Source organism: Roseomonas gilardii (assembly GCF_001941945.1).
Classification (GTDB): Bacteria; Pseudomonadota; Alphaproteobacteria; order Acetobacterales; family Acetobacteraceae; genus Roseomonas.
In genome coordinates this window covers 355,044-373,417 of record NZ_CP015584.1, presented here as the reverse complement: position 1 = coordinate 373,417, position 18,374 = coordinate 355,044, and the positions used below count along the sequence as shown (strand labels likewise).

The window sequence follows — 18,374 nt, the reverse complement described above, 5'->3', positions numbered from 1 at the left end:
GATGCAGCGGACGCCCGGCGCGCCCAGCCAGCTCCCCTCGGCACCCGCGCGCATCCTGATCGTCTCGGATGCCTGGGAACCGCAGGTCAACGGTGTCGTGCGGACGTTGCGGACCGTCGCCGATCTCCTCCGGCGCGACGGCGACGTGGTCGAGGTTCTCGGCCCCGACCGTTTCGCCTCCCTGCCCATGCCCTCCTATCCGGAGATCCGGCTCGCCTGCTTCTCCCGCGCCTCGGTGGAGGCCCAGGCGGAAGCCTTCCGGCCGCAGACCATCCATATCGCCACGGAAGGACCGCTGGGCTGGATGATGCGAGCGGCCTGCCGCCGCCGTGGCTGGCCTTTCACGACCTCCTTCCACACGCGCTTTCCGGACTACCTGCACCTGCGGGCGCGCGTGCCGCCAAGCTGGTCCTGGGCCGTCCTGCGCCGCTTCCATGCCGCTTCCGCCGGCACACTGGCCGCGACTCCCTCCCTGTTGCGGGAGATGGAAGGCCGTGGCTTCCCGAACCTCCGGCTCTGGACTCGCGGGGTGGATCTGGAACGCTTCCGGCCAGGGCTACGGGGCGGCTCGCTTGACCCTTATGCCGGGCTTCAGCGCCCGGTCTTCGCCTGCTTCGGCCGGGTGGCGGTGGAGAAGAACATCGAGGCTTTCCTGAGCCTCGATCTCCCGGGCTCGAAGGTGGTAGTGGGCGACGGACCGCGACGCGCGGCGCTTCAGGCCCGCTTCCCGGATGCACACTTCCTGGGTCAGAAGCACGGAGAGGTGCTGGCGGCCTGCTACGCGGATGCGGATGTCCTGGTTTTCCCCTCCCGCACGGACACCTTCGGCCTGGTGATGCTGGAGGCCCTGGCGAGCGGAACGCCCGTCGCCGCCTTCCCTGTCCCGGGCCCCCTGGATGTGCTGGGCGGTGCGCCGAATCCCGTTGGCGCCATGAACGAGGACCTTCGCGTTGCCTGTCTCGATGCCCTCGCCATGGACCGTGCGGTTTGCCGGAGCCATGCGGAGGGCTGGTCATGGGCGCGATGCAAGTCGCTCCTCCGCAGCGCCCTGGTCCCCATCCCCCAGCTCGGCTGACACCGGGCTGGTTGGTGCGAGTCCACCTGGGATCGCCGCCGGTGATGCTCCGCATTCCGGCCAGACTGGTCGCCTGCAACGGGCGGCTATCCGGACCATGTAAACCGCTTCCGAAATGATGTATGTTGGTGGCGGACACGTCCTGGCCCGGCCCTGGCCTAGCCTGGCTACGGGCAGCATGGGTCTGGAGTAGGAGATATGAACCGTGTGAGCGCGAACGCTCCGGTGCATCACACTGGTCCTTCCATGGTTGGACCAGCGGGAGTGGAGCGGCATGCCTCGCCGCCCCCCGCATCCCACGGAACAGACCCATCCCCGCTTCAGCCGGTGATCTTCTCGACCGATCTCGTCGAACCGCGCAGCCGTCTCGACCTGTGGCAGAGCACGTACAAGTCCTTCAACACCATCGTGCCGACGGGGAGCCCGGGTCCGGGCTTCTCCGGCCGCAACGTGATCTGGTCCTTCGGCGCCCTCGCCCTGAGCCGCAACACGGCACCGGGCGTGTCGATCGAACGCAGCGCCCGTCAGATCCGTCGCGACTCGATCGATCACTGGGTGCTGCGCGTGGCCCGGACCGGCACGTCCCGGTACCGCTCCGCATCGGCCTGTTTCGTCACAAGCCCGGAGGTGCTGGCCCTGTTTTCGCTCGGCGAGCCCTCCGAGAGCGACCGGACCAACGCGGACTGGCTCTCGCTCTATATCCCGCGCGACGCTTTTCCGGAGCTTTCCATGGGTCTGGCCGCGCTCGGGGCCGGCGTTCTCGAAACCCCCGGCGCGGCGCTTCTGGCGGACTACCTGCTGCTGCTGGAACGACGCCTGTCGGCGATGACGCCGGAACAAGTGCCGGTCCTGGCCTCGGCGACACGTTCCATGATCGCGGCCTGCCTCCTCGCCGGCATCGCACCGGGGACCGTTTCGCCTGCGGACAAGGCGACCGCCCGGATGGAACGGATAAGGCATGTGATCCGGCAGAATATCGGCCGTGCCACGCTCGACCCGCAGAGGATCTGCAGCCTGGCGGGTGTCTCGCGATCGAACCTCTACCGGCTCTTCGAACCGCATGGTGGCGTGGCTCACTACATACAGGGACAGCGCCTGCGCATGGCGCATGCGATGCTCTCGGAGCCCGGCTGCCATACCTCGGTGGCCGAGATCGGCGAGCAGTTGGGCTTCTTCGATGCCTCCGCCTTCAGCCGGGTTTTCCGGCGGGAGTTCGGCTACACGCCGGGCGAGGCGCGTGCGGCCAGCCGACAGGGCCTTCGGGCCATCGGGGCGGAGACCATGCATTCCGCGTCCTGCGACCTTGACTTCGGCGGCCTGCTCCGACGGCTAGGTGCCGGGAACAGGCGTGGGGCCGTGCCGCCCGCATGACTGCCAGCGGCCCTTCCGCTGCGCTTTTGATCCATCCTGGGACGGGGTGCACAGCGGCGGCATCCATGGCCTATGGCCGCCAGCCGCCGAAAGAATTAGCCTTCCTCGACAGTTAGCTTCTCGCCCCCCCCTTCGTCGTAGCCGGGCCGGCGGGAATCGCCCGTCGAAGGTCCGGATCGCGGAACCGCCACCGGTTGGAACGGCAACCCCTGCCGAAGCCTCGTGGGTTTCCGTTCGGTCTGCGGGGAGGGAGGCGGAATGTCCACGAATACGTTGGATCAGGTCCTGGCACGCATCGACTCTGACCTGGAGGCGAGCCTGGAGCGGCTCTTCGCCCTGCTCCGCATCCGTTCCATCTCCACGGACCCCGCCTATGCAGACGACTGCCGGTCCTGCGCGGACTGGCTGGTGCAGGACCTGCGGAGCATCGGCTTCGAGGCCGCCGCCCATGGGACACCCGGCCACCCTATCGTGGTTGCCCGCACAGCAGGAGAAACCACCAGCCAGGGCGGCACCTCGGCTCTCTTCTATGGCCATTACGATGTCCAGCCCGTCGATCCGCTGGAATACTGGGAGCATGATCCCTTCGACCCCCGTCTGGAAACCCGGCCCGACGGCAGGCGGGTGATCCGGGCGCGCGGTGCCTCGGACGACAAGGGGCAGGTCATGACCTTCATCGAGGCATGCCGGGCCTGGAAGGTCATCCACGGCAACCTGCCGATCGCCGTCACCCTGCTGATCGAAGGCGAAGAGGAATCGGGCGGCGCGAACCTTCCTGCCTTCCTGCGTCAGCATGCTTCGGAACTGAAGGCCGATATCGGCCTGATCTGCGACACGAACATGTGGGCCCCTGGGATTCCCGCGATCCAGACGATGTTGCGGGGCCTTTGCGGCGAGGAGGTCATCATCCACGCCGCCGACCGCGACCTGCACTCAGGTTTCTACGGTTCGGCGGCCGCCAATCCGAACCACATCCTGGCCCGGATCCTGGCCGATCTGCACGATGCCGAGGGCAGGGTCACCCTGCCCGGCTTCTATGACGGCGTGCCAGAACTGCCCGAGACCCTGCGGCAGCAATGGGAGAGCCTGGGTTTCGACACCGCAGCCTTCCTGGGTGCGGTCGGGCTTTCCGCGCCGGCCGGCGAGAAGGGGCGCAGTGTCCTGGAAATGGTCTGGTCACGTCCGACCTGCGAGGTCAACGGCATGGGAGGCGGGTATCAGGGCGCGGGGTTCAAGACCGTGATCCCCGCCACCGCCTCCGCGAAGGTTTCCTTTCGCCTCGTCTTCGACCAGGATCCCCATGCGGTCCGACAGGCATTCCGCGACTTCGTCCGTGCCCGGATCCCGGCGGATTGCCGGGTGGAGTTCCTGGAGCATGGCGCCGGCCGGGCGATCCGCTTCCCTATCGACGATCCGGCTTTCGCGAAGGCGCGAGAGGCCCTGACCGCGGAGTGGGGCCAGCCCGCGGTTTTCATCGGTGGCGGCGGTTCGATTCCCGTCACGCATGAACTGAAACAGGCCTTGGGCATGGATGTGGTCCTCGCCGGCTTCGCGCTGGAGGACGACCGCATCCACAGCCCCAACGAGAAATACGATCTCGAAAGCTTTCACCGGGGCACACGTTCCTGGGCCAGGATACTCCATGCTCTCGCCACACGCTGAACCGGACTATCCGCACGCGGCTCCTCCCGGCGGGGAACGCCCGCTGGAAGGAGCCGCGCCGGAGCACAAGACCTTCATGCAGAAGACGCTCGACGTCGTCGAGCGGATCGGCAACCGTGTCCCGCACCCGGTGATGATCTTCGTGATCCTGATCGCGCTGGTCATCCTGCTGTCCTGCGCCCTGTCCTTGTTGGGTGCGCGGGTGTCCTATCAGACCTTCGACCTGGAAACGGACGAGCTGGTCGATCACACCGTGTCCGCGCGCAACCTGCTGAGCATCGACGGCATCCGGTTCATGTTCACCGGCATCGTCCAGAACTTCATGAACTTCAATGCTGTGGGGGTGATCATCATCGCCATGACCGGCGTCGGGGTGGCAGAGGAATCCGGGCTGATCCAGGCACTGATTCGAAAGCTGGTGATCGTCGCCCCGCCTGCCGCGCTGACCTATATCCTGGTCTTCATCGGCATCCTCTCCTCCATCGCGGCGGATGCGGGCTACCTCGTGCTGATCCCGCTCGCCGCCGCGGCCTTCATCAGCGTCGGGCGGCATCCCCTCGCCGGGCTGGGCCTGGCTTTCGCAGCGGTAGCTTCCGCCTTTCTCGTCAACATCATGATCGTACCGACCGATGGAATCCTGACCGAGATCACCAACGACGCGATCCACCTGGTCAACCCGAATATCTCGATCGATCTCGCCGCCAATCTCTGGTTCTCGATCGGGTCAGTCATCATGCTGACCGTGCTGATCTCCCTGGTCAACGACCGGATGATCGAGCCGCGGCTCGGCGCATACAAGGGCAGCTATACTGTTACCGAGGATACAGGTCTGTCCGAGGATGAGCGCCGCGGGCTGCGCTACGCCCTTTATGCCTTGATCGGTGTCACCGTGCTGCTGGGATTGCTGACCCTGCCACCCGGGGCGCCCCTGAGGCATCCGGTGACAGGCGCGATCGTCGGCAACTCCCCCTTCATGAACAGCCTGATCGTCTCCATCGCGCTGATCTTCCTGGCCAGCGGCGCCGCCTATGGGATTGGTGCGCGAACCTTGAAGGACACGAACGCGGTCATTGCCGCGATGCAGAAGGCGATCGGCAACCTCGCCGGGCTGATCCTCCTGCTGCTGGTGATCAGCCAGTTCATCGCCTTCTTCAACTACACGAACATGGCAACCCTTGCCGCCGTCTCGCTGGCGGATATCCTGCAGCGGGCCAACCTGGATGCGCTGTGGTTGCTGGTCGGCTTCGTGATCGTCACCTTTCTCCTGGACCTGATCCTGACGGGTGCCGTCGCGAAATGGGCCATCTTCGCGCCGATCTTCGTACCGCTGCTGATGCGTCTCCAGGTCGATCCCGAGGCCGTGCTGGCCGCCTACCGGGTCGGGGATTCGCCTATCAACGCCATCACGCCGCTCAACGCCTATTTCGCGATGATCGTCGTCTTCTGCCAGAAGTATCAGGAAGATGCGGGCATCGGAACGGTGATCGCCCTGATGCTGCCTTATGTGCTCGTGCTCTGCGTGATCTGGACGCTGTTCTTCGCGGGCTGGTTCCTGCTGGGCCTGCCCTGGGGGCCGGGCTAACCGCCCGGCACGGAAGCCCGGCATCGCTTCCTGGCATCGCGCGGGACACGGGCAGACAGCGGCGCCAGCCATCCCCCAGCGTGCCTCTCCATCCGCAGAGATCTTCCATGACGTCTTCGCTCGCCGCCATCCTTCTTCTTCTCGTCGCGGCCATCGTGATGTTCGTGCTCAACCGCCCCCGGATGGATGCGGTGGCCCTGATCATGATGGCTGCCATGCCTTTCACGGGCGTGGTGACGGTGAACGAGACGCTGGCCGGCTTCGCGGACCCGAACATCGTTCTGATCGCCGCGCTGTTCGTGATCGGGGAGGGGTTGGTCCGGACCGGAGTGGCGCGGCGCCTGGGCGACTGGCTCAATGCCAGGGCCGGCAGCAGCCCGACGCGCCTGCTCGTCCTGCTCATGCTGGTGGTCGGCGGCCTTGGTTCATTCATGAGTTCCACGGCCGTGGTGGCGATCTTCATCCCCGTGGTCCTGCGCATCTGCCAGAACACCGGGACACCGCCGCGCCAGCTCATGATGCCGCTCAGCGTCGCGGCGCTGATCAGCGGCATGATGACACTGGTCGCCACGACCCCGAACCTCGTGGTGAATGCGGAACTGATGCGACAGGGCGCCGGGGGCTTCCACTTCTTCAGCTTCACGCCGTTCGGCCTGCCGCTCCTGATCCTGGGCTTCGGCTATATGCTTTTCGCGCGCCGCCTGCTGGCTGGCGGGCCGGAGACGGCAGTGGCCCGGCCGCGTGTCAGCCTCCGAGACTGGATCGACCAGTACGGCCTCGCGGAGCGGGAGTACCGTGTGCGTGTCTCCCCGGAATCGCCCCTGATCGGCAAGAAGCTGGAGGAGCTTTCGCTTCGCGATTCCGGCATCAACATCCTGGCGATCGAGCGCGGCGGGCGCTTCTCAACGGAGGTGCTCCGGCCCTCGGCCCAGACCGCGCTACAGACCTATGACGTCCTGCTGATCGATGTCGTGGCGTCCCACGTCGAGATCGACGAGCTGAGGCACCGTTTCCATCTTCGCCGGATGCCGCTTTCCGATGGCGCCTACTTCCTGGACAAGTCGCAAGAGATCGGCATGGTCGAGGCGATGCTGCCGCCCGAATCCCCCTTGATCGGCCAGAGCATCCTCAAGGCCCGTGTCCGCGCGACCTATGGGCTGACCGTCATCGGCCTGCGTCGCGGCCAGAAGATCTTCGGACAGAGTCTGCTGGAGGAGAAGCTGAAAGTCGGCGACACGCTCCTCCTGATCGGCTTCTGGGGCGATATCCGCGAGCTACAGCGCAATGCTTCCGACCTGATCGTGCTGACCCAGCCCGCCGAGATGCAGGAGGTGCTGCCCGCCGCGAAGCGGGCGCCGCAGGCCGTCCTGATCCTGGCCCTGACGGTCGGCCTGATGGTGAGCGGCCTCGTGCCCAACGTCCATGCCGCGCTGATCGGCTGCCTGCTGATGGGACTGTTCCGCTGCGTCGACATGAGCAGCGCCTATCGGTCGGTGAGCTGGCAAAGCCTGATCCTCATCGTCGGCATGCTTCCCTTCTCGCTCGCGCTGCAGCGCACGGGCGGTGTCGACCTCGCCGCCGATGCCGTGCTGGCGCTGACCGGGAACGCTGCCCCCCGCACGGTGCTGGCCATCCTTTTCGTCATCACTGCCGTACTAGGCCTCTTCATCTCCAACACCGCCACAGCGGTGCTCATGGCACCGGTCGCCCTGGCGGTCGCGAAGGATCTCGGTGCGTCGCCCTATCCTTTTGCCATGACCGTGGCACTTGCGGCCTCCGCGGCTTTCATGACGCCAATCTCGTCGCCGGTGAATACGCTGGTGGTCGGTCCGGGGAACTACACCTTCGGCGATTTCGTGAAGATCGGCGTTCCTTTCACGATGGTGGTCATGATGGTGAGCCTCCTGCTGGTGCCCTGGCTGCTCCCCTTCCGCTGATCCGGGCCCCCATGCGGGCGGCACAGGGAACGGATAGTTCCGGACCACGCCGTTCTGGGATCTTGGGCATAGTACCGGGACTGTCCGCACATCATCCAGCTGAAGGACGGGCCTATCCTGCTGGCTCGGCCCAATCGTTCTGTGGTGGCTCCTGGGCCGGGCAGGATCCAGTCGGATCCGGACCTTGTAAGGCCTTTGCCGCCGGAGGGACGGTTCCTCGTCATTCCCTATGGCAGGTGGGCTCCAACGAACGGAAGGATCTCGGTCATGAAGTTACGCCAGGCAACGCTTCTCGCTCTTCTGATCTCGGCTCCCGTACTTCCGCATTATGCCATGGCACAGGGCTCGCCGGCTTATAACCAAGCTCTGCTGGCCGAACTGAGCCCGGAGAAGCGGGCCGAGGTGCAGGCCCGCGCCACCCAGGGCAATTCGGTGCAGGAGGTTCTGGAAGTGGACCTCCTGAACAACATCAAGGCTCGCTATCCGGCGAACCGGATCGTGGCACTGGATTTCGGGCGCGGCGTCGCCGTGGTGGAACTGCCGAGCAATGGCGGCACGCGGATGGTGCGTTTCAACAAGACGACGCTCGCCATTCAGGACTAGCTTCGTCAAGGGTTCCTGGCTTGGCCATGCGAACGAATGGATGCGCGTCCCTGCCGTGGGGCGCGCATTTCTTGCTGTCCGTTTTTACACTCGCGCAGAATGTATTCCTACCGGATGAACCAAAGGATTCAGGATTGTGTCCGATCTCCTCGTGATAGCCTTCCCTGACGAAGCGGTTGCGGAGAAAGTGCGGTCCCACGTGCTCGCCATGCAGAAGGAGTACCTGATCGAACTGGGCGATGCGGTCGTCGCCGTGAAGCGCGCTGACGGAAGCGTGAAGCTGAACCAGATCTTCCAGCCGGTGGCGAGCGGCGCCGCGAGGGGTGCTCTCTGGGGCTCCCTGATCGGACTGATCGTGATGATGCCGTTTGCCGGGGCGGCGATCGGCGCCGCCTCGGGCGCGCTGGGCGGCAAGCTGACCGATCTCGGGATCAGCGACCCCTTCATGAAGGAAGTGGCGACAACCCTGGATTCGGGGCAGGCTGCGCTCTTCCTGCTGATTCGCAAGATGACCGCGGATAAGGTCATGGCGGGACTTCAGGGCGTCGGTGGCAAGATTCTTCGTTCTTCCTTCGATGAAAGCAAGGAGGAGGTATTGCAGGAGGCACTGGCCGGAGCCTGCGAAGCCGTCCGACCCGCAGCCGTCTCTTAGGCGATTCTGCGCTGCGGCAACGCCAGGGAGTTTGGGTGGGATGTACAAGGAACTGTTCGGCGAGGAATCTCGGGACCAGACCTCGGTCTCCACGGGACACCTGCCTCCGCCCGAGAGGGTCGATGAACTTCTGGAGGAAGCGCATCATCGTTTCCGGAGCAACGATGACGGCGTGGTTGCAGACTACATTCCCGCCTTGGCGAAGGTGCCGAGGGATCTGTTCGGCCTGTGCGTGGTCGAGGCCGACGGGGTCGTCCATGCTGTTGGCGATGTGGACCATGCCTTCTCGATCCAGAGCGTCTCCAAGCCCTTCGTCTTCGCCCTGATCTGCCAGGCCATGGGGGCCGAGCCCGCTCGGGAGCATGTGGGCGTGAACGCGACCGGCCTGCCTTTCAACTCGGTGATGGCGGTGGAGCTGAACGCCGACCGCACCATGAATCCGATGGTCAATGCCGGTGCCATCGCGACCACCAGCCTGGCTCCTGGCGATACGGCCGAGGCGAAGTGGCGCTTCATCCAGGAAGGCCTGTCCCGCTTTGCGGGGCGCGAACTGCAGATGGATGCGGAGATCTATGAGTCGGAAGCCGCCACCAACCTTCGCAACCGTGGGATCGCCAAGCTGCTGGAAGGCTATGGGCGCATGTATTTCGACGCCCTTGAGGCCACGGATATCTACACGCGGCAGTGCTCGTTGCTGGTCACGGCTCGCGATCTCGCGGCGATGGGCGCGACTCTGGCCGATGGCGGGGTGAACCCGATGACGGGGGAACGAGTGATCGACGAGGAGCACTGCAGGCGCATCCTGGCTGTCCTGGCAACCGCCGGGCTCTACGAGGAATCCGGCGACTGGCTCTACGAGGTCGGCTTGCCGGGCAAGAGCGGGGTCAGCGGCGGCATCGTCACCATTGCTCCGGGTAAGGGCGGGCTCGGCACCTTCTCTCCTCCACTGGATGGAGCAGGCAATAGTGTCCGGGGACAACTCGCCACCAAGTTCCTGTCGGAGCGGCTCGGCCTCAATCTCTTCGCCTCACGGCCCGTGAACCGGGGTTCGTAGGAAAGAAATGTCCATGGACAACTCGTCGACGCCATTGAGCGACACGCTACCCGAGGCCCGGGAATCCTGGGTGCCGATGATTGCCATCGCCCTCGGCCAGGCCATCATGTCCTTCAACGTGGCCTCGTTGCCCGTTTCGCTGGCGGGCATGGTGAACAGCTTTGGCGTGCCGCCGACCACGGTTGCCACAGGCATCGTGATGTATTCCCTGGCGGTGGCAGGCTTCGTGATGCTGGGTGCGAAGCTCGTTCAGCGCTTCGGCTCCACCCAGGTTTTCCGCATCGTCGTGGCCCTGTTCGGCGTGGCGCAGGTGCTGATGGTGGTAAGCCCGGTGGCGACGGTGATGCTGCTGGCCCAGCTTCTCGCCGGGTTGGCGGCAGCGGTGATCGTGCCTGCCCTCGTGGCGCTCATCGCCAACCATTATCATGGACAGCAGCAGGCAACGGCTGTCGGTGCGCTGGGTTCGGCGCGGGCCGGGGCAGGGGTGGCGGCCTTCCTGATCGGGGGACTGCTCGGCACCTTCATCGGCTGGCGGCCCGTCTTCGGTATCCTGATTGCAGCCTCGGCTCTGGTGTTCTTCCTGAGCTTCCGCCTGAAGCCGGAGGAGCCGAGGCGCGAGGTGAAGATCGATGCGGTCGGTGTCATCCTGGCTGCGGCCTCGATTGTCATGATCGTCTTCGGCTTCAACAATCTCAACCGCTGGGGCCTCGGCATCGCCCGGCCCGGTGCGCCTTTCGATCTGATGGGCCTTTCGCCCGCGCCGGTGATGATCGTCATCGGCATCGTGCTCCTGCAGGGGTTCATCCTCTGGACGCGGCGGCGTCAGGCGGCCGGGCTGACACCCCTTCTGGATCTCCGGGTCATCACTTCGGGGCAGGAACGGGCCGCGGTCTACGCCATGTTCGCCGTGGTGGCGCTGGAGGCGATGCTGAACTTCTCGGTGCCGCTCTACATCCAGATCATCCAGGGCCGCACGCCGATCGAGACGGCGATCGCGATGCTGCCCTTCAACCTGACTGTCTTCTTCACTGCCATGCTGGTGGTGCGCCTGTACCCCATTCTGGCACCGCGCCAGATCGGCCGTCTCGGCTTCATCCTTTGCACCCTGGCGCTGCTCTGGCTCGCCTGGGTGGTCCGCAACGACTGGTCCGCCGTGGCGGTCATGTTCGGACTGATCGCCTTCGGCATCGGCCAGGGGGCGCTGGTGACGCTGGTCTTCAACGTTCTGGTCACCGCGGCGCCCAAGGATCTGGCGGGCGATGTCGGATCACTGCGCGGCACGACGCAGAACCTGGCCGCCGGCGTCGGCACCGCGCTGTCCGGCGCGCTGCTGGTCGGGTTGCTGAGCAGCGCCATCCTTTACCGTGTGGCGGAGAATCCGCGTCTGCCCCCAGTGGTGGTGTCGCAGATCGACCTCGACAGCATCAATTTCGTCAGCAACGATCGCCTGTTGGAGATCATGCAGCGCACCGGCGCGGCCCCAGAGGTCGTGCAGGAAGCCGTAAGGATCAACACAGAATCCCGCCTCCGGGCCCTGAAGATCGGCCTGCTGGTGATGGCCTGCGTCTCGCTTCTCGCCATCTTCCCGGCGGGGCGGCTTCCGGCCTATCGCCCTGGCGAGATTCCGGCGCATCCGCCTGTCCCCGCCCCCGGTGCCACCACGGCGGCGATCAGGGAGGACGAGGAAGCCACCGCATGAGCCTGCCTCGTCTGTTGGTCCTGTCCCTGGGCGGCACCATTACCATGGTGCCGGGAGAGGGGAGGGGCATTGCGCCGAAACTGGGAGCGGCCGATCTCGTGGCCGCGGTCCCGGCCCTTGCGGGGCTGGCGGAGATCGAGGCCCGCTCTCCCCTGCGTCTGCCCAGCCCTTCCCTGTCGCTGGAGGATCTGCTGGCGGTGGCAAGGGATATCGACGCCGGCTTCCAGGCTGGCTTCGATGGCGCGGTGGTCGTCCAGGGCACGGACACGATCGAGGAATCCGCCTTCCTCCTCGATGTGCTTGTGCCGGGTGACAAGCCGGTCGTGGTCACCGGCGCCATGCGCGGCGCTGGTGCGGCTGGCGCCGACGGCCCGGCGAACCTGCTCGCTGCTGTCCAGGTGGCGGTTTCATCGCAGGCGCAGGGCCTCGGGACCTTGGTCGTGCTGAACGACGAGATCCACGCGGCGCGCTTCGTGCAGAAGGCCCATACCGCGCTGACCTCGGCCTTCTCCTCCCTGTCCGGAGGGCCGCTGGGGCTGGTGGCGGAAGGACGGCCGCACTTCTACGCCCGTGTGCCACGCCTTCCCTGCCTGGATATGACGGCCGGGGCGCCCGTGCCGGTGGCACTGTTCCGCGTGGCGATGGGCGAGGATGGCCGGTTTCTGCGCTCGGTCCCCGGCCTCGGCTATGCTGGCCTCGTGCTGGAAGGCATGGGAGCGGGCCATGTCCCGGCCGGCATGGCACCCTTGCTGGAATGGATCGCGCAGGAGGTGCCGGTGGTGCTGGCAACGCGCGTCGCCTCGGGTCCCGTCTTCACCGGCACCTATGGCTATGCCGGAGCGGAGATAGACCTGATCGATAAAGGGCTGGTGCCAGCCGGATTCCTGACCGGCCTGAAGGCGCGTCTGCTGCTCGCCCTTGTCCTGCGGTCAGGGACAGGGCTCCGCCCTGACGATGCCTTCGCGCCCTATCGATAGGACCTTTGAATCGGCCGGGAAGCCCACGCTGCCGGATTGCCGGACCAGACGCAATGCGTCCGGGGGGGCGGGGGTTCGAGCGTAGATCCCGGCGAGACACGATGCCCGTCGGACGACGTGCTGCACGACATGAGGCGCGGCGGACTGGAGCTTTCATCTCGACATCACATTCAGGACGCCTCAACGCATGTGCAGCATATTTACGTTTCAGTTTCTTACCGATAAGTCTGACATAGCCAACGGACTCGCTGCGCCTGGCGACTGTCATCCGCTGGCACGGCAGGATGGTTTCTTGCCCATCGCAACATTGGCCGGTGCGAACGGTGCTGGCTGGTGACATCGCTATGCCTCTACGGCATTTACACCGGAGACGCTTCAGGATGCCGCAAGCAACCGAACCCGCCACCACGACGAGGTTGCTGCGGCAGGGTTTGACACTCACCGGCCTCCTGGCGCTCTTCGCCTGCGGCCCGGCCGAGCCGCCACCGCCGGAGCCACCGCGGCCCGTCCGCGCCATCACGGCATTGCTGGAGCCGGGTGGCGAGACGGTGACACTGACCGGTCAGGTGGAGGCGGCCGAGGAAGTCGGACTGGCCTTCCGTATCGGTGGGCGGATGATCGAGCGCCGCGTGAACATCGGCGATCAGGTTCGCGCCGGCCAGATCATCGCAAGGCTGGAGGACAGCACGCCCCGCGACAACCTGCGCGCCGCCCGGGCATCCACCGCGGCGGCGCGGGCGGCGCTGGTGCAGGCGCGCAACCACTACGACCGGCAAAACCAGCTGCTGCGCAGCGGCTTCACCACCCGCGCCAATTACGACGATGCGGTCCGCCGGCTACAGGCCGCGCAGTCCCAGGTGGATGCCAGCCTGGCGCAGGAAAGTATCGCCGAGACGACGCTCGCCTATACGGATCTGGCAGCGGACTCCAACGGCGTCGTCACGGCCCGTGGCGCCGAGCCGGGCGAGGTCGTGGCGGCAGGCCAGCGGATCGTGACCCTGGCCCGTGAAGGCGGGCGCGACGCGGTGTTCGACGTGCCCGCCCGGCTGATGGAGCAGTCGGAGCCCGACCCTCTGGTCACGGTGTCGCTGAGCAGCAACCCATCGGTCAGGACGACCGGGAGGGTGCGGGAGATCTCGCCGCAGGCCGATCCGGTGACGCGGACCTTCCGGGTAAGGGTCGGGCTGATCGACCCGCCGGAGGCCATGCGGCTGGGCTCGACGGTCAATGGCGGCATCCAGATCGGCGGGGTGAGTGGCATCGAGGTTCCGGCCTCCGCCCTGACCCGGGGCAGCCAGGGGCCGGCGGTCTGGGTGGTGAACGGCCAGGATTCCACTGTCGCCCTGCGCCCGGTCGAGGTGGCGCGCTACGACGCCGCACGGGCCATCATCGCCGGCGGGCTGCAGGAGGGCGAGGTGGTGGTGACCGCGGGAGTGCAGACCCTCCGGCCCGGCCAGAAGGTCCGGGTGCTCGGCAACGGGCAGGCTGCCCCTCAGGCCGCGGCCAGGGACGGTGCGCGGTGAAGCCTTTCAACCTTTCCGAATGGGCGCTGAACAACCGCTCCATCGTCGTCTACCTGATGATCGTGGCGGTGCTGGCCGGCACCCTGTCCTTCCTGCGGCTGGGCCGCGCGGAGGACCCGGTCTTCACGATCCGCACCATGATCGTGCAGGCCAACTGGCCCGGCGCCTCCATGGAAGACACGTTGAACCAGGTCACCGAGCGGCTGGAGCGCCGGCTGCAGGAGACACCCAACCTGAACCGGCTGCGCAGCTTCACCCAGCCCGGCCAGAGCCTGATCTATGTGGACCTGCTGGGAAGCACGCCGGATGCCAAGGTCGCGGACACCTGGTATCAGGTCCGTAAGAACATCGGCGATATCCGCCATACCCTGCCGCCCGGCATTCAGGGCCCCTTCTTCAACGACGACTTCGGCGATACTTTCGGGATCGTCTATGGCTTCACGGCGGACGGCTTCACCCATCGCGAGCTGCGCGACCATGTGGAGGAGATGCGTTCGGAACTGCTGAAGGTCCCCGACGTCTCCCGGATCGAGCTCATCGGGGCCCAGGACGAACGGGTCTTCATCGAGTTCTCGATGGAGAAGCTGGCGGGGCTGGGCATCGACCGGAACGCCTTGATTGCCGCGTTACAGGCGCAGAACCTGATCTCACCCGCCGGCACCATCGAAGGTGGGCAGGAGCGGCTGCTGCTGCGCGTCTCCGGCTCCTTCGAATCCGAGGACGACATCCGGGCGACGAACTTCTCCCTGGGCAACCGCATCCTGCGCCTGAGCGACGTCGCGGAAGTCCATCGCGGCTATGCCGACCCGCCCCAGCCGATGTTCCGCGTGAACGGGCGGGAGGCGATCGGCCTTGGCATCTCCATGCGTGACGGCGGCGACGTGCTGCAGCTCGGCCGCAACATCGATGCGGCGGCACGGCGCGTCATGGCCGACATGCCGGTGGGGATCGAGATGCATTCGGTGGCCGAGCAGCCGCGGACGGTCGAGCTTGCCATCGCCGACTTCATGGGCTCCCTCTGGCAGTCCATCGCCATCATCCTGGTGGCAAGCTTCGTCAGCCTCGGCGTGCGGCCCGGCGCCATCGTCGCCCTGGCCATCCCGCTGACGCTCGCCATCGTCTTCCCCATCATGCAGGTCGCCGGCATCGACCTGCAGCGCATTTCCCTGGGCGCGCTGATCATCGCCCTGGCGCTCATGGTGGACGACGCTATGACCACTGTGGACGCCATGATGAACCGGCTCGCGGCGGGCGACAGCAAGGAGGCGGCAGGCACCTATGCCTTCCGCGCCCTCGCCTTCTCCATGCTGACGGGCACGTTGGTGACCATCGCCGGCTTCGTGCCGGTCGGCTTCGCCCGCAGCTCGGCGGGCGAATACACCTTCTCCATCTTCGCGGTTGTCACCATCGCCCTGTTGGTGTCCTGGCTGGTCGCGGTGATCTTCGCGCCCCTGCTCGGCGTGCTGATCCTGCGGCCGCCCAAGCCCGGCACCTCCAACGAGCCCGGGCGGCTGGTGCGGATCTACCGTTCCTTCCTCGCAGGGGCGATCCGTTGGCGATGGGTGACCATCGCCGCGACGGTGGGGCTCTTCGCCCTGTCGGTCTTCGGCATGCGCTTCGTCAGCCAGCAGTTCTTCCCGTCCTCGGACCGCTATGAGCTGATGGTGGACCTGACCCTGCCGCAGAATGCCTCGATCCGCGCGACCGATGCGACGGCGGCCCGGCTGGAGGCCATCCTGGCCAAGGACCCGGATGTCGAGCGCTGGAGCACCAATGTGGGCCGCGGCGCCATCCGCTTCTACCTGCCGCTGGACGTGCAGCCGCCGAACAACTTCTTCGCCCAGCTCGTGGTGATCACCAAGGGCCTGCAATCCCGCGACCGGCTGGAGACGCGGCTGGAGCAGGTGCTGCTGGAGCAGTTCCCGGATGTGGTCGGCCGCGTCTATCCGCTGGAACTGGGCCCGCCGGTCGGCTGGCCCATCCAGTACCGCGTCTCAGGCGGCGATCCGGACAAGGTGCGCGATCTGGCGATGAACCTGGCCAAGGTGGTGGCCGCGCATCCCTCCACGCGTGGCACCAGCTTCGACTGGATGGAGCCCGCCCGCCAGCTCCGTGTCCGGGTGGACCAGGACGAGGCCCAGCGCCTTGGGTTGAGCTCGGCGGCGGTGGCCAGCGCCCTGAACGCGGCGATCTCCGGCACCACGGTGACGCAGATGCGTGACGGCATCTACCTGATCAACGTGGTGGTGCGGGCGGTCGAAGCCGAACGGATGTCGGTCGATGCCCTGCGGACCCTGCAGATCCCGATACCCGGGGGGCGAACGGTGTCGCTGAGCCAATTCGCCACCTTCGACTACGAGCAGGAGTATCCGATCATCACGCGCCGGAACCGCATACCGACGCTGACGGTCCAGGCCTATCTGCCGCGTGGCGTGCTGCCCAACGACGTGGTGGACGATCTGGCGCCGGGGATCGCCGCGGCGGTGGCGGCGCTGCCGCCCGGATACCGGATCGAGACGGGCGGCATCGTCGAGGAAAGCGCCGACTCCCTGGCCTCGGTGAAGGCGGTCGTGCCCATGATGCTGTTCATCATGCTCACCGTGCTGATTTTCCACCTGAGGAGCTTCTCGCGGCTTTTCATCGTGCTGAGTGTGGTGCCGCTGGGCCTGATCGGTGTGGTGGCCGCCCTGCTCCTGTCCAGCAGCCCGCTCGGCTTCGTCGCCATCCTGGGCGTGCTGTCGCTGATGGGCATGATCGCCAAGAACGCGGTGATCCTGGTAACGCAGATCGAGGCCGAGCGGCGGGCGGGGCGAGGCGTCGCCGAGGCGGCGCTGGAGGCCAGCACCTCCCGCTTCCGGCCGATCATGCTGACCGCGATCTCCACGGTGCTCGGCATGATCCCGATCACGCCCACGGTGTTCTGGGGGCCGATGGCCTTCGCCATCATGGGCGGCCTCCTCGGCGCGACGATCCTCACGCTGATCTTCCTTCCGGTGCTCTACGTGACCTGCCTCGAAGGGCGTGGCGCAACACGACCGGGTTGATCCGGCCACACTCGGTCAACCTGCCGAACAGCCTTCCCGCCTGTCCCTACACCGGAAAGCATGGAGCCCAGTATGAGCGAGACATCCGACACACCGTCCCCTTCCCGGGAAGGAACGGCGCAGCAACCCGGCGGCGCCCCGAAGACCCGTCCGCGCGATCCTGTCGCCGTCGATCTCGGCCTGCAGGGCGGCGGCTCGCACGGGGCCTTCACCTGGGGCGTGCTGGACCGGCTGCTGGAGGAATCCTGGCTGGAGATCGACGCGATCAGTGGCACCTCGGCCGGGGCCATGAACGCCACGGCGCTGGTGGCGGGTTACCATCAGGGTGGACGTGACGGCGCGAAGGCGGCGTTGGAGCGCTTCTGGGGTGCCGTGGCGCGGGCAGCTCTGTTGAGCCCCCTCAAGCGCGGTCCTCTCGACATCCTGCTGGGCCGCTGGTCGCTGGACAGCTCGCCGGCCTTCCTGGCGATGGACATGATGGCCCGGCTGGTCTCGCCCTATGACATCCACATGACCGGCGGGAACCCGCTGAATGCGGTGCTGGCCGAAACCATCGACTTCGGACGCCTGGCCCATGCCAAGCAGCGTCTCTACGTCACCGCCACCAATGTGCGCACCGGCCGGGGCCGGGTCTTCCGCAATGCCGAGGTCACCCCCGAGGCGCTGATGGCTTCGGCCTGTCTGCCCACACTCTTCCGGGCTGTGGAGATCGATGGCGAAGCCTATTGGGATGGCGGCTATGCCGGCAATCCGACCATCACCCCGCTCGTCCGCAATGGCGGCTCGGCCGACGATCTCCTGCTCGTGGCCATCAATCCGGTGGAACGGCCCGGCACGCCTCGCTCCGCGACCGAGATCCAGAACCGGCTGAACGAGATCTCCTTCAACGCCACGATCATCAAGGAGCTCCGCATGATCGCCCTGCTGCAGCAGGTCGTCGCGGAGAGCGGCGCGAAGCTGGACAGCAGCAAGGTGGAGGGCGCGCGCTGGGCCAGCTTCCGTGTCCATCTCCTTTCCAGCCCCGTGATGATCGATCTCGGCTATTCCTCCAAGCTGAACGCGGAATGGGAGTTCCTCACCTTCCTGCGCGACGAGGGCAGGCGGACGGCGGAACGTTTCCTGGCAGAGAACGGCGAGAATATCGGCCGCCGCTCCTCCGCCGACCTGAACAAGCTGTTGGAGGGCGTGTGATCCC

At 66.4% G+C, this 18,374-nt stretch carries 13 protein-coding genes; all 13 read left to right on the top strand.

Annotation, left to right across the window (positions count from 1 at the left end; genetic code table 11):
• The first annotated feature begins 1 nt into the window (after position 1).
• The 13 genes from RGI145_RS21225 to RGI145_RS21165 all read left to right on the top strand — a co-directional run bounded on the left by RGI145_RS21225 (position 2) and on the right by RGI145_RS21165 (position 18,370).
• Entirely contained in the window at positions 2-1,075 is a 1,074-nt protein-coding gene (locus RGI145_RS21225) for a glycosyltransferase family 4 protein (protein WP_075800516.1), read from the top strand.
• A gap of 327 nt (positions 1,076-1,402) precedes the next feature.
• Positions 1,403-2,446 (top strand): AraC family transcriptional regulator, encoded by a 1,044-nt coding sequence (locus tag RGI145_RS21220; protein WP_075800515.1) that lies wholly within the window; start codon positions 1,403-1,405, stop codon positions 2,444-2,446.
• A gap of 258 nt (positions 2,447-2,704) precedes the next feature.
• On the top strand, positions 2,705-4,108 hold the full coding sequence (locus RGI145_RS21215) for a M20/M25/M40 family metallo-hydrolase (RefSeq protein WP_075800514.1): 1,404 nt from the start codon (positions 2,705-2,707) through the stop codon (positions 4,106-4,108).
• Positions 4,089-5,690 (top strand): AbgT family transporter, encoded by a 1,602-nt coding sequence (locus RGI145_RS21210; RefSeq protein ID WP_208864010.1) that lies wholly within the window; start codon positions 4,089-4,091, stop codon positions 5,688-5,690. The genes RGI145_RS21215 and RGI145_RS21210 overlap by 20 nt, the downstream gene beginning before the upstream one ends.
• An 80-nt stretch (positions 5,691-5,770) precedes the next feature.
• Complete coding sequence (locus RGI145_RS21205) at positions 5,771-7,627, top strand: SLC13 family permease (RefSeq protein ID WP_257787115.1); 1,857 nt, start codon at positions 5,771-5,773, stop codon at positions 7,625-7,627.
• A gap of 267 nt (positions 7,628-7,894) precedes the next feature.
• Positions 7,895-8,230: a hypothetical protein gene (locus RGI145_RS21200; RefSeq protein WP_075800512.1), complete on the top strand. Its 336-nt coding sequence runs from the start codon at positions 7,895-7,897 to the stop codon at positions 8,228-8,230.
• Between the two features lie 136 nt (positions 8,231-8,366).
• On the top strand, positions 8,367-8,882 hold the full coding sequence (locus tag RGI145_RS21195) for a DUF1269 domain-containing protein (protein WP_075800511.1): 516 nt from the start codon (positions 8,367-8,369) through the stop codon (positions 8,880-8,882).
• A 40-nt stretch (positions 8,883-8,922) separates the two neighbouring features.
• The gene (glsA, locus tag RGI145_RS21190; RefSeq protein WP_075800510.1) at positions 8,923-9,936 is read left to right on the top strand and encodes a glutaminase A; all 1,014 of its coding nucleotides are present in this window, start codon (positions 8,923-8,925) and stop codon (positions 9,934-9,936) included.
• Between the two features lie 13 nt (positions 9,937-9,949).
• Positions 9,950-11,635 (top strand): MFS transporter, encoded by a 1,686-nt coding sequence (locus RGI145_RS21185; protein ID WP_237183313.1) that lies wholly within the window; start codon positions 9,950-9,952, stop codon positions 11,633-11,635.
• Complete coding sequence (locus tag RGI145_RS21180) at positions 11,632-12,612, top strand: asparaginase (protein ID WP_075800508.1); 981 nt, start codon at positions 11,632-11,634, stop codon at positions 12,610-12,612. The genes RGI145_RS21185 and RGI145_RS21180 overlap by 4 nt, the downstream gene beginning before the upstream one ends.
• A gap of 380 nt (positions 12,613-12,992) precedes the next feature.
• A complete protein-coding gene (locus tag RGI145_RS21175; RefSeq protein ID WP_156878709.1) occupies positions 12,993-14,135 on the top strand; it encodes an efflux RND transporter periplasmic adaptor subunit in 1,143 nt (380 codons plus the stop codon).
• A complete protein-coding gene (locus RGI145_RS21170) occupies positions 14,132-17,179 on the top strand; it encodes an efflux RND transporter permease subunit (RefSeq protein WP_075800506.1) in 3,048 nt (1,015 codons plus the stop codon). The genes RGI145_RS21175 and RGI145_RS21170 overlap by 4 nt, the downstream gene beginning before the upstream one ends.
• A gap of 72 nt (positions 17,180-17,251) precedes the next feature.
• Positions 17,252-18,370, top strand: a complete 1,119-nt coding sequence (locus RGI145_RS21165; RefSeq protein WP_083671295.1) for a patatin-like phospholipase family protein — start codon at positions 17,252-17,254, stop codon at positions 18,368-18,370.
• The last annotated feature ends 4 nt before the right edge of the window (positions 18,371-18,374 follow it).